This is a genomic window from Xylophilus sp. Leaf220 (assembly GCF_001421705.1).
Classification (GTDB): domain Bacteria; phylum Pseudomonadota; class Gammaproteobacteria; order Burkholderiales; family Burkholderiaceae_C; genus Xylophilus.
Window position 1 is genome coordinate 224794 of record NZ_LMKO01000012.1, and the last position, 12926, is coordinate 237719.

The 12926-nt window shown below is 70.3% G+C and carries 8 protein-coding genes; 5 read left to right on the forward strand and 3 right to left on the reverse strand.

Going from position 1 to position 12926, the window contains the following annotated elements; translation table 11 throughout:
- The first annotated feature begins 8 nt into the window (after positions 1-8).
- The 3 genes from prpF (at position 9) to ASE76_RS09770 (ending at position 3146) form a co-directional block, all read left to right on the forward strand.
- Positions 9-1232, forward strand: coding sequence for a 2-methylaconitate cis-trans isomerase PrpF (prpF, locus tag ASE76_RS09760; RefSeq protein WP_055839236.1), 1224 nt, complete (start codon positions 9-11; stop codon positions 1230-1232).
- A 14-nt stretch (positions 1233-1246) separates the two neighbouring features.
- Complete coding sequence (locus ASE76_RS09765; protein ID WP_055838361.1) at positions 1247-2107, forward strand: oxaloacetate decarboxylase; 861 nt, start codon at positions 1247-1249, stop codon at positions 2105-2107.
- A 61-nt stretch (positions 2108-2168) separates the two neighbouring features.
- Positions 2169-3146 (forward strand): tripartite tricarboxylate transporter substrate binding protein, encoded by a 978-nt coding sequence (locus ASE76_RS09770; protein WP_055838365.1) that lies wholly within the window; start codon positions 2169-2171, stop codon positions 3144-3146.
- A 499-nt stretch (positions 3147-3645) separates the two neighbouring features.
- Here ASE76_RS09770 and ASE76_RS09775 read toward each other — a convergent pair whose 3' ends face one another.
- The 3 genes from ASE76_RS09775 to ASE76_RS09785 all read right to left on the reverse strand — a co-directional run bounded on the left by ASE76_RS09775 (position 3646) and on the right by ASE76_RS09785 (position 6592).
- Positions 3646-5058, reverse strand: a complete 1413-nt coding sequence (locus ASE76_RS09775; protein WP_082448273.1) for a type II toxin-antitoxin system HipA family toxin — start codon at positions 5056-5058, stop codon at positions 3646-3648.
- A complete protein-coding gene (locus tag ASE76_RS09780) occupies positions 5055-5438 on the reverse strand; it encodes a helix-turn-helix domain-containing protein (protein WP_055838368.1) in 384 nt (127 codons plus the stop codon). Before ASE76_RS09780 ends, ASE76_RS09775 begins: the two co-directional genes overlap by 4 nt.
- Before the next feature lie 224 nt (positions 5439-5662).
- Positions 5663-6592 carry a LysR family transcriptional regulator gene (locus ASE76_RS09785; protein WP_055838371.1) on the reverse strand — a complete coding sequence of 310 codons (930 nt, stop codon included), beginning with the start codon at positions 6590-6592 and terminating at the stop codon, positions 5663-5665.
- 98 nt (positions 6593-6690) lie between these two features.
- Between ASE76_RS09785 and metE the strand changes: the two genes are divergently transcribed.
- Together metE and smc are read left to right on the forward strand one after the other, a co-directional pair.
- The gene (gene metE, locus ASE76_RS09790) at positions 6691-9036 is read left to right on the forward strand and encodes a 5-methyltetrahydropteroyltriglutamate--homocysteine S-methyltransferase (RefSeq protein ID WP_055838374.1); all 2346 of its coding nucleotides are present in this window, start codon (positions 6691-6693) and stop codon (positions 9034-9036) included.
- Between the two features lie 307 nt (positions 9037-9343).
- Complete coding sequence (smc, locus tag ASE76_RS09795; protein ID WP_055838377.1) at positions 9344-12856, forward strand: chromosome segregation protein SMC; 3513 nt, start codon at positions 9344-9346, stop codon at positions 12854-12856.
- The last annotated feature ends 70 nt before the right edge of the window (positions 12857-12926 follow it).

The following is a 12926-nucleotide window of genomic DNA, read 5'->3' on the forward strand; positions in this document are numbered from 1 at the left end:
ATATGCAGATGGCTTTCGCTCCGCAGATCAAGATTCCCGCCACCTACATGCGCGGCGGCACCAGCAAGGGCGTGTTCTTCCGCCTGCAGGATTTGCCCGCGGCCGCGCAGGCCGCCGGCCCGGCACGCGACGCGCTGCTGCTGCGGGTGATCGGCAGCCCCGATCCGTACGGCAAGCAGATCGACGGCATGGGCGCCGCGACCTCGAGCACCAGCAAGACGGTAATCCTGTCGAAGAGCACCCGGCCCGGCCACGACGTGGACTACCTGTTCGGCCAGGTGTCGATCGACAGCCCCTTCGTGGACTGGAGCGGCAACTGCGGCAACCTCTCGGCCGCGGTGGGACCCTTCGCCATCGCCAACGGGCTGGTCGATGCCGCCCGCGTTCCGCAGGACGGCATCGCCACCGTGCGCATCTGGCAGGCCAACATCGGCAAGACCATCGTGTCGCATGTGCCGATCACCGGCGGTGCGGTGCAGGAGACGGGCGATTTCGAACTCGACGGCGTGACCTTTGCGGCGGCCGAGGTGCAGCTCGAGTTCCTGGACCCGGCCGACGAGGGCGAAGGCGAGGGCGGCGGCGCGATGTTCCCGACCGGTAACCTCGTCGACACGCTGGAGGTGCCGGGCGTCGGCAGCTTCCAGGCGACGATGATCAATGCCGGCATCCCCACCATCTTCCTGAACGCCGAGGCGATCGGGTACACCGGCACCGAACTGCAGGGCGCGATCAACGAGGATCCGAAGGCGCTGGCGATGTTCGAGACGATCCGCGCGCACGGTGCGGTGCGGATGGGCCTGATCGCCGACGTCTCGCAGGCCGCCGCGCGGCAACACACCCCGAAGGTCGCCTTCGTCGCGCCGCCCACGAGCTACACATCCTCCAGCGGCAAGACGGTGGCGGCGGGCGAGGTCGATCTGCTGGTGCGGGCCCTGTCGATGGGCAAGCTGCACCACGCGATGATGGGCACCGCCGCGGTCGCCATCGGCACGGCGGCCGCGGTGCCGGGCACGCTGGTGAACCTGGCGGCCGGCGGCGGCGCCCGCAGCGCGGTGCGCTTCGGCCATCCGTCGGGCACCCTGCGCGTCGGCGCCGAGGCCACCCAGAGCGCCGGCGCCTGGACGGTGACCAAGGCCCTGATGAGCCGCAGCGCCCGTGTGCTGATGGAGGGCTGGGTGCGCGTGCCCGGCGAGGTGATCGCCACCCCGGGCGCCTCTGCCGCCGAACATTGAACGAGAGAACCGATATGAGCACCAAGAAACTCCTGCGCCAACTGGCCGAGCAACGCCGCGGCCTGCTGGTCCCCGGCGCCTTCAACGCACTCTCGGCCCGCGTGGTCGAGGACCTGGGCTTCGAGGCGATCTACGTCACTGGCGCCGGCGTGACCAACATGTGGTTCGGCCTGCCCGACCAGGCCTTCATGGGCCTGACCGACATCGCCGACCACACCGCCCGGATCCGCGACACGGTCGAGGTGCCGCTGATCGTCGATGCCGACACCGGCTTCGGCAACGCGCTCAACACCTACCACGCGGTGCGCACCCTGGAACGTGCGGGTGCCGACTGCATCCAGCTCGAAGACCAGGTCAGCCCCAAGCGCTGCGGCCATTTCTCGGGCAAGGAGGTCATCAGCACCGACGAGATGCTCGGCAAGATCAAGGCCGCCGTCGACGCGCGGCGCGACCCCGACCTGCTCATCATGGCCCGCACCGACGCCTGCGCCACCCAGGGATTCGAGGCGGCGGTGGAGCGCGCGCAGAAGTTCAGCGAGGCGGGCGCCGACATCCTGTTCGTCGAGGCCGTCACCACCGCCGAAGAGATCCGCGCCCTGCCGCAGCGGCTCGACCGGCCGCAGCTGATGAACATGGTGATCGGCGGCAAGACGCCGATCTTCGGCGCCGACGAGCTGGCCGGCCTGGGCTACGGCCTGGTGCTGTACGCCAACGCCGCGCTGCAGGGTGCGGTGGCCGGCATGCAGAAGGCGCTGACGGTGCTGCGCGACACCCGCCGCATCGACGAAGACCCGGCGCTGGTCACCCCGTTCGCCGAGCGGCAGCGGCTGGTGCGCAAGCCCGAGTGGGATGCGATGGAGAAGAAGTACCAGTAGTCCCCGCCCCCGGTCCCGCCGGCCGCGAGCGGCGAGGGCGCCGGTATCGGATACTCGCCGGATGAAACGACGCCAGCACCTCCTCCTCGTCGCAGCCGGCGCTGCGACCGCCCTCACGCATTCCTTCGCCAACGCCCAGGCCGCCTGGCCCTCAAAGCCGATCCGCCTGGTGGTGCCGTTCCCCGCCGCGGGCGCGACCGACCTGTTCGCCCGCACACTGGCCCAAAAGCTGGGCGAGGTGCTGGGCGTAACGGTGGTCATCGACAACAAGCCCGGTGCCGGCGGCGCCATCGGTGCCGACGCGGGCGCCAAGGCCGCGCCCGACGGCTACACACTGCTGCTGACCACCTCCAGCACCCACGCCATCGGTCCGGCGATCAACCCCCGGCTGCCCTACGACACGGTGCGCGACTTCACGCCCATCGCCCACGTCGGCAATGCGCCCAGCATCATGCTGGTGCCCAACGATTCGCCGGCCAGGACGGTCCAGCAGTGGATCGACCATGCCAGGCGCAACCCGGGCAAGCTCAACTACGGCTCCAGCGGCACCGGCACCATCGTCCACCTGACGGCCGAGCTGTTCAAGGCGCAGGCCGGCGTATTCGTGACGCACATCCCCTACAAGGGCACCGCGCTGGCGATGCCCGACCTGATCAGCGGAAAGCTCGACGTGATCTTCGATTCGCTGCCGACCGGCTTGCCGTTCGTTCGCGATGGGCGGCTGCGTGCGCTGGCGGTCACCTCGCTCAAACGCAGCCCGCTGGCGCCCGACCTGCCGCCGGTGGCCGACGTGCTGCCGGGCTTCGAGTCGAACACCTGGTTCGGCATCTACGGCCCGCGCGGGCTGCCGGCCGACCTGGTCGCCAAGGTCAACGCGGCCGCCAACCAGGCGCTGGCCGATGCGGCCACCCGCGACAAGCTCGCCCGGCTGGGCATCGAACCGGTGCAGTCGACGCCGGCGCAGTTCGGGCAGATGGTGGCTGCCGACGCGGCCAAGTGGAAGAAGATCATCGTGGATCGGAAGATCACGGCCGACTGATCGTTTGTAAGGTCAAATATGGTTGAGGCCGGCGGTCGGTGCTGGCTTCTAGCTATTTAATTGATAGCGCTTATTGGTTTTTGGAACTGCGGGTGGTTTGGGCGGTTCGTGCGTGGGTGGCGCCTCGGGCCGTGATCGCCGGGTAACCTCCTCCGCGAATGTCCCCCGCCTTCGGCTCCTCCTTTATTTCGCTGCGGAGGTCACCCGACACTCCCGGCCCTGGAAGCGTCGCGTAGTGCGGGTCGGATCAGCGACAGCGTCTCGAAGTTGGCGCCGTGCCTGCATGGATGTCCTGCGAAGGCAACCAAGCGCATYGCAAGCGACCGSCTCACCACCRTCGATCAAGCACCCGAAAGGGATCGTGTCGATGGCGTGCTCTGCGCAGCGAAATAAAGGAGGAGCGGCGGGCGCAGCCCGTCGCGGGGGACATTCGCGGAGCAGAGTACGCTGTCGGCGCGAGCCCGGATAACGCCATCCCCCTCCACACACGAAAAGCCGATCAGCCAGCCCCGGCCGCATCTCCCACGCCCCATTCCCCCACCAGCTGCGGATTGCGCGCCAGCACCTGCCGCGTCAGCACATGCGCGCCGATGCGCCGCAACAGCGTGGCCTGCTGCTGGCGCGTCACCGACGCATCCCGTATCAGCGCGGGCCAGGTCTTCGCAGCGGCCAGTACCGTCTGCCGCACCACCGCACTGGCGGGGCCGGGCACCAGCCCCAGGGCGCGACAGAACTCGCGCACGGCCACCGGCGACAGCAGCGACTGGGCCGCGGTGCCGGGTGTTTCCAGCGCGGCGGGCAGCAGCCGCAGCGCGTGGCCGGAGCGCACGCCGTAGAGGCACAGCGCCACCACGTCGTAGGCGGGCGAGAGTTCGGCGGTGCGGCCGTCGCGGTAGATCAGGCCGATGTTCTTCAGGTGGGCGTCGGCGTTGCCCAGCAGTTCGTTGACCGTCAGGCGGCGCAGCAACTCGTGCACCGCCGGCTCGCCGCAGGCCGGCAGGTGGAGCAGCACGGCGGCGATCTCGGCGTAGCTGCGGCTGTACTTTTCCTCGGGCGGCACGCCCAGCACCTGGGCGAAGTCCTCGCACATGATCCGGCCCTGGGGCGAACGGTCGAAGCGCTGCACCGCCAAAAAGCGCTGGCGGCCCTCGTCGCCCAGGTCGTAGCGGTGGGGTTCCAGCAGGGATGCGAGCGGCTCCAGCGAATGGACACAGGTGCTCACGCCCGCGGCCTGCGCCATCGAGAGCGAGAGGTGCTCGACCTCCGGCATCCGCGGATAGCCCACGGCGGGCAGCTTGGCGATGATGTGCGTGTCGGTCGGCTGCGCGCCGCCGCCGTGCTCCGACAGCTTGGTGCGGCCCACGTAGCGGCCCGCGGCGTCGCGCAGCACCGAGAGCTTGGGCTGCACGCCCGAGAGCGATACCGCGTCCTGCGTGGGCGCCGCGCCGACCGACAGCTCCAGCGCGTCCTGGTCCTGGGTGACCAGATGCTGCAGGGTGCCGCGGTCGATATCCTCCCAGCGGGCGGTCACCGCGCCGGGCAGGTCCAGCCCGCAGGCGGCCAGCATGCGGAAATGGTCCTTCGGGTCGCAGCCGGCCTGCTGCGCCACGTGGTCGCGAAAGATCCCCTCGGGCAGCAGGTTCTGGAAGAAGGGCGGCAACTGGTGGTCGCCGCCGCGGCCCACGACGCCGTTGAAGCGCGCGTCCAGCACGTTGAGCAGCAGGGCGCGCTGCTGCTCGGGCCGGTCGGCGACGAAGGCCTGGCCCAGCAGGTCGACGGTGCCCGGCGGTGCGGCGGCATAGGCATCGTCGGCGACGAAGCGGATCACCGGCGCCGCGCCTTCGGCCGCGTAGCGGAACAGGATGCCGACGCGGGTGTCGCGCACCCGGATGACGAGCACGTCGACGTTCATGGCCGGCCCTTGCCCGAAGTGCGCCGGCGGGGCGGCGTCCGTGCGGCATCGCCTGCCGGTGGCCGCAGGCGCGCCAACGCCGCGGCGACGGCGCTGGCGGGTGCGCCGTCGGGCACCGGTGCGGCAGCGGGCGCCGCGGCGGCGCCTGCCGGCATCGCCGTGCCGAGCGCCGCCGGGACCAGCGCAACCTCCAGTCCCATCGCATGGGCCAGCGCCAGCAGGCTGGAGACGCGGAAATCCGCGCGGCCTTCCAGGATCTTCTGCAGCGACTGGTACGAAAGCCCGGTCGCCCGTACCAGGTCGCCCCGGGTCTGCGTCCGGGCGATGCGCTGCCGCTCCAGTGTTTCGGCGAGTCGGGCCGCGCTGTTGGTGGACGTCATGGGTACAAGCAAAGTTTGAATTCGTAGGTTATTCAAACTTTGCTTGTAATGCAAGCATGGTTTGCGATGGGCAGGCGGAGCAAGACGGTACCGTGGCCGGTCGTGCAGGTTGCCGCTTCTTCCATGCTATCGAAACAATAGCTGGATGCCGGCGAACGGCGCCGGCCGCAGGCTGATTCGCCTCTCATGCGCAGGCCACTGCCGAAAGGGGCCCGCTATCGGCCTCACAGCAACGCGATGTCCTTTAGGCTCAGGAAGCAGGTTTCCCGCACCACGCTCACGAAATCCGACATGTAGGGCCGTGCCGCCGCTGCGCGGGTCGTCGCGGCGAACAGCCGGCCGGTCAGTCCCTTCGGCCCGATGGACCGGTCCTTCACATAGCCCCGGTCGAGGTAGCCCTGCACCGCCCACACCGGGAGGGTCGCCACGCCGCGGCTGCTGGCGACCAGCTGCAGCATGGCGACCGTCAGCTCGGTGGTGCGGCGCAGCGGTTGCACGCCGGCGGGAGCCAGCACCTGGCGGACGACGTCGAGCATCTCGTCGGGCACCGGATAGGTGATCAGCGTCTGGTCGGCGAAATCCTGTGCCGACAGCCACGGCCGGGTCGCCAGCGGGTGCGCATGGGCGACCAGCGCCCGGATCTCGAAGCTGAACAGCGGGTGGAAGGCGATCGCGGCGGTGTCGTCCTCGTCGGGTTCCGAGACGATGGCCAGGTCGGCGCGGTTCTGGTGCAGCAGCGCCACCGGGTCGGGGTGGAAGCCCGAGACGATGTCCATCTCGACCTCGGGCCAGCGCTGCCGGAACGCGTCCATCGCCGGCATCAGCCAGTCGAAGCAGGTGTGGCACTCCACCGCGATCCGCAACTGGCCGGCCCGGCCCTGCACCAGCCGGGCCACGTCGCGCTCGGCTTCCTCCACCTGCGGCAACAGCGTATCGGCCAGCGCCAGCAGCCGCATGCCGGCGGCGGTGAACTGCGGCGGGACCGACTTGCGCTCGAACAGCGGCGTGCCGTAGCGGTCCTCCAGCAGCTTGACCTGGTGCGAGAGGGCGGACTGGGTGAGGTTGAGCAGCTGTGCCGCACGCACCAGGCTGCCGGCATCGCGCAGCGCGGCCAGGGTCCGCAGGTGGCGCACTTCCAGGATCGACAGGCTCATTAGGAATTTTCAAGTTGATCGGCAAAACGTTTCGTTTGAATAATAAACGTTGCCGCGGGACGATCGCCACCCTGTTCATCACCGGCCACGTTCCTGCCATGACCCGCACCTCCGTCCAGATCCATACCCTCGGTTTTCCGCGCATGGGCGCCCAGCGCGAGCTCAAGTTCGCCCTCGAGCGCCACTGGCGCGGAGAGACCGACGCCGCCGCGCTCGAGGCCACGGCCGCCACCCTGCGCGAGCGCCACTGGGCCCTGCAGAGGGCGGCGGGGCTGGAACTGGTCACCGTCGGCGATTTCGCGTTGTACGACCATGTGGCCCACCACATCCAGCTGCTGGGCTGCGAGCCGGCGCGCTTCGGCTTCGACGGGAAGGAGCCCGAGATCGCCCGCTACTTCGCGATGGCCCGCGGCGTCGTGGCCGGCGGCGGAGCCCACGACGATGCCGGGTGCGGCCACGGCCCGGCCGCCCGGGGGCGCCCGGCGCTGGAGATGACCAAGTGGTTCGACACCAACTACCACTACCTGGTGCCCGAGTTCGGCGCCGCCACGCGGTTCCGGCTGGCCTCGGAGCGGCTGTTCGACGAAGTGGCCCAGGCGCGCCTGGCCGGGCATGCGGTCAAGGCGGTGCTGCTGGGGCCGCTGTCGTTCCTGTGGCTGGGCAAGGAGAAGGAGGAGGGATTCGACCGCTTCGGCCTGCTCGACCGGTTGCTGCCGGTCTACGAGGACATCCTGGCGCGGTTGAAGCTGCTGGGCGTGGAATGGGTGCAGCTCGACGAGCCGATCCTGGGCCTGGACCTGCCCGACACCTGGCGCCACGCCTTCGAGCCCGCCTACTGGCAGCTGGCCCGCAGCGGGCCTAAGCTGCTGCTGGCGACCTACTTCTCGCCGCTGAAGGAGAACCTGCGCCTGGCCTGCCAGTTGCCGACCGCCGGCCTGCATGTGGACGCGGTGCGCGCCGCCGAAGAGCTGACCGGCATCGCCGACTGGCTGCCGGCGCACAAGGTGCTGTCGGTCGGTATCGTCGACGGCCGCAACGTCTGGCGCACCGACCTCGACGCCGCGCTGGAGCGGCTGGCGCCGGTCGCCGCCAAGCACCAGGGGCCGCTGTGGCTGGCGCCGTCGTGCTCGCTGCTGCACATGCCCTTCGGCCTGGCAGGGGAGACGGCGCTCGACCCGGAGGTCAAATCCTGGCTCGCCTTCGCGGTGGAAAAGCTCGACGAGCTGGCCACGCTGCGCGCCGCGCTCGAAGGCCGCGCCGACGATGCGCGGCCGGCGCTGGAGGCCTCCCGCCAGGCCCTGGCCAGCCGCCGCGCCAGCCCACGGGTGCACCGGGCCGACGTGGCCCTGCGCCTGGCCCGCGGCGCCGAAGGCGACGACCGCCGCACCTCGGATTTCACCGTGCGCCAGGCCCGCCAGCGTGCACGCTTCCAATTGCCGCCGCTGCCCACCACCACCATCGGCTCCTTCCCCCAGACGGCCGAGATCCGCGCCGCCCGCGCCGCCTTCAAGCGCGGCACGCTGGACGCCGCCGGCTACCAGGCGGCGATGGAGGCCGAGATCACCCTGGCCGTCCGCAAGCAGGAAGCCCTGGGCATCGACGTGCTGGTGCACGGAGAGGCCGAGCGCAACGACATGGTCGAATATTTCGGCGAACGGCTCGACGGCTTCGTCTTCACCGCCAACGGCTGGGTGCAGAGCTACGGATCGCGCTGCGTGAAGCCGCCGATCCTCTTCGGCGACGTGGCCCGGCCCGCGCCGATGACGGTCGAATGGGCCCGCTACGCCCAGGCCCTGACCGCGCTGCCGATGAAGGGCATGCTCACCGGTCCGATCACCATCCTGCAGTGGTCCTTCGTGCGCGACGACCAGCCGCGCGCCACCACCACCGAGCAGATCGCCTGGGCGATCCGCGACGAGGTGGTCGACCTGGAGCAGGCCGGCATCGGCATCATCCAGATCGACGAGCCTGCCATCCGCGAGGGCCTGCCGCTGCGCCGCGCGGGCTGGAAACCCTACCTGGCCTGGGCGACCCGCGCCTTCCGCATCAGCGCCAGCGGCGTGCGCGACGACACGCAGATCCACACCCACATGTGCTACAGCGAGTTCAACGACATCCTGCCCGAGATCGCCGCGATGGACGCCGACGTGATCACCATCGAGACCAGCCGCTCGGGCATGGAGCTGCTGCGCGGCTTCGGCGACTTCCGCTACCCCAACGAGATCGGCCCCGGCGTCTACGACATCCACTCGCCCCGCGTGCCGGCGGTCGAGGAGATGCTGCACCTGCTGCGCAAGGCCGCCCAGGTGGTACCGCCCGGGCAGCTGTGGATCAACCCCGATTGCGGACTGAAGACGCGCGGCTGGCCGGAGACCGAGGCGGCGCTGGGGCACATGGTGCAGGCAGCACGGCGCTTGCGGCTGGAGCTGGCGGAAGGGGCGTAGGCGGCGACAGCTCTATGCTATGGAATGCATAGCGGGTGGTCGTTGAGCGGTGCCGGCTGGCGGCTCATCGGGGCTTGAATCCCGTGGCACCGGGCATGTCAACGGCCCCCACGCCGGCCGCGGTTTCAGTACGAAAACGCGAAAGTACGATGCGTACTGAAACCAGGGCGCGGCCCCGCGGGCAGGCGCCGCTGGAAGGCCCCCGGCGCTGCGGAAGGGCTCATGGGCTGCCGTTTATCATCCGCCCTTGCCCCGGGCCGTAGCAAGCGCCCTGGCGGCCGCGACCTTTTCCACGCCAGCCCACCCCGTGCGCCTCAATTCCATCAAGCTCTCCGGCTTCAAATCGTTCGCCGAACCCACCAACTTCCTGCTGCCCGGCCAGCTGGTCGGCGTGGTGGGACCGAACGGCTGCGGCAAGTCCAACATCATGGACGCGGTGCGCTGGGTGCTGGGGGAGTCGAAGGCGAGCGAGCTGCGCGGCGAGTCGATGCAGGACGTGATCTTCAGCGGCACCACCACCCGCAAGGCCTCGAGCCGGGCCAGCGTGGAGCTGGTGTTCGAGAACAACGACCACCGCGCCGGCGGCGCCTGGAGCCGGTTCACCGAGATCGCGGTCAAGCGGGTGCTGACCCGCGACGGCACCAGCAGCTACTACATCAACAACCAGCCGGTGCGGCGGCGCGACGTGCAGGACGTGTTCCTCGGCACCGGCCTGGGCCCGCGGGCCTACGCCATCATCGGCCAGGGCACCATCAGCCGGATCATCGAATCGCGGCCCGAGGAGCTGCGGCTGTTCCTGGAGGAGGCTGCGGGCGTCTCCAAGTACAAGGAGCGCCGTCGCGAAACCGAGCACCGCCTCTCCGACACCCGCGAGAACCTGACCCGGGTCGAGGACATCCTGCGCGAGCTGAACGGCAACCTCGAGAAGCTCGAGAAGCAGGCCGAGGTGGCGCAGAAGTACAACGCCCTGCTGGGCGACACCACGCTCAAGCAGCACCAGCTCTGGTTCTTGAAGCGCAGCGAGAGCGAGGCCGACCAGGCCAAGGTGCGCGCCGACGGCCTGCAGGCGGTCAACGACCTGGAGTCGCGTACCGCCGACCTGCGCCACATCGAGACCGAGCTGGAGACGATCCGCCAGGCGCACTACGCCGCCGGCGACCAGGTCAACCAGTCGCAGGGCCGGCTGTACGAGGCGAGCGCCGAGGTCGGCCGGCTGGAGGCCGAGATCCGCTTCGTCGTCGAGGGCCGCCAGCGGGTGGAGCAGCGACTGGCCACGCTGAAGGAGCAGGTCGGCCAGTGGGCCACCCGGCAGGACGACGCCCAGGCAGAGCTGGAAACCCTGGCAGAGCAGGGCGAGGACGCCGAGGAGAAAGCCGAACTGCTGGCCGCCCAGGTGGAAGAGCAGGCGCTGCAGTTGCCCGATCTGGAAGACGCCCTGCGCCAGGCGCAGCAGAAGGCCAGCGAGCAGCGCGCCACCGTCACCCAGGTGCAGCAGCAGATCCAGGTGCTGGCCGCCGAGCAGCGCAACGTGGAAGAACAATCGCGCCAGCTCGACCAGCGGCGCGAGCGCCTGTCGGCCGACCGCAATGCGCTGGCGGCGCCCGACGAGGCGCGGCTGGCCAACCTGCGCGCGCAGTTGGAGGAATCGCAGGAAGCCGCCGAGGAGGCCGGCGCCCGGCTGCACGACCTGCAGGAATCCCTGCCCCAGCGCGACGACGAGCGCCGCAGCCGCCAGCAGGCGGTCAACGCCGAAAGCGCGCGCCAGGCCGATCTCTCGGCCCGGATGGAGGCACTGAAAGCGCTGCAGGAAAAGGTCAAGACCGACGGCAAATTGCAGCCCTGGCTCGCCAGGCACGGCCTGGACGGCGTGCAGGCGCTCTGGAACCGGCTGCAGGTGGAGCCGGGCTGGGAAAACGCGCTGGAGGCCGCGCTGCGCGAGCGCCTGGGCGCGCTGGAAGTCGGTCGGCTCGACCTGGTGCGTGCCTTCGCATCCGACGCGCCGCCGGCCAAGCTGGCGTTCTACAGCCCGCCCGTGGCCGGCGCGCCCGAGGGCGACGCGGCCCTGCCACGCCTGATCGACCGCCTGCAGCTCCACGACGCCGGCCAGCGGGCGCTGCTGGCCGACTGGCTCCACGGCTGCTACACCGCCGCCAGCCTGGAAGAGGCGCTGGCCGCCCGGGCGCAGTTGCGGCCCGGCGAATCCATCCATGTGCCGCAAGGCCATGCGGTGACGGCGCACGGCGTCGATTTCTACGCACAGGATTCCGAGCAGGCCGGCCTGCTGGCCCGCGCCCAGGAAATCGACAACCTGGAAAAGCAATTGCGCGCCCAGGCCCTCATCGGCGAGGAGGCCCGCTCCGCCCTGGTCCGTGCGGAGGCCGGCTATGCCGATGCCTCGCAGCGCCTGGTCGCCGCCCGCCGCGACGCGACCGAAGCGCAGAGCCGCGCGCACGAGCTGCAGGTCGAGACCCTGCGCCTGGGCCAGCTGGCCGAGCAGGCCCGCGCCCGCAGCGAGCAGATCGCGGCAGATCTCGGCGAGGTCGATGCGCTGCTGGACGACCTGCAGGAGCGCCGGGTGACCGCCGAGGCCCGTTTCGAGGAACTCGACATGCAGCTGGCCGACAGCCAGGAGCGGCATGCCCAGCTGGACGAGCGGGTGATCGAGGCCGAACGCCGGGTCCACGAGTCGCGCGAGCAGCAGCGCAGCCTGGAGCGTCAGGCGCAGGAGGCCACCTTCGCCCGCCGCAGCCTGGAATCGCGCCGCGCCGAGCTGGGCCGCGCCATCGACACCGCCGCGCAGCAGGCCGGTTCGCTGGCGTCGGAAGAGGCGCGCGCCACCGAGGAATTGGCGCGGCTGTCGGACGCCGCGGCGCAGGGCGGGCTGCAGGCGGCGCTGGAACTCAAGGCCGGCCGCGAGGCCGCCCTGGGCGCGGCCCGCAGCGAGTACGACGACCTGACCACCAAGCTGCGCGCCAGCGACGAGCGCCGGCTGCTGCTGGAGCGGGCGCTCGATCCGCTGCGCCAGCGCATCACCGAATTCCAGTTGAAGGAGCAGGCCGCGCGCCTGGGCCTGGAGCAGTACGACGCGCTGCTGACCGACGCGCAGGCCGACCTGGAGGCGGTGGCGCAGTCGATCGCCGCCGGCAACGTCCGCATGACCGGACTGCAGGGCGAGATCGACCGCGGCAACCGCGACATCGCCGCACTCGGGGCGGTCAACCTGGCCGCGCTGGAAGAACTGGGCACCGCCCGCGAACGCAAGACCTTCCTGGACGCGCAGACCGCCGACCTGGTCGAGGCGATGACCACGCTGGAGGACGCGATCCGCAAGATCGACGCCGAGACGCGCGAGCTGCTGGTCGGCACCTTCAACATCGTCAACGGGCATTTCGGCCGGATGTTCCCCGAGCTGTTCGGCGGCGGCAACGCCAAGCTGATGATGACCGGCGAAGAGGTGCTCGACGCCGGCGTGCAGGTCATGGCCCAGCCCCCCGGCAAGAAGAACCAGACGATCCACCTGCTCTCGGGCGGGGAAAAGGCGCTGACGGCGATCGCGCTGGTCTTCGCCATCTTCCAGCTGAACCCCGCGCCGTTCTGCCTGCTGGACGAGGTGGACGCGCCGCTGGACGACGCCAACACCGAGCGCTACGCCAAGCTGGTGGCGGCGATGAGCAAAGAGACACAGTTCCTCTTCATCAGCCACAACAAAATCGCGATGGAGATGGCCGAGCAGCTGATCGGGGTGACGATGCAGGAGCAGGGCGTGTCGCGGATCGTGGCGGTGGACATGGAGTCCGCTCTTTCGATGGCTAGTGTTTAGATCACCCCCAGGCTGCGCACTGCGTGTCTTCGCCTACCCCCTTCCGGGGGCGACGCTGGCGGGCCGGCGG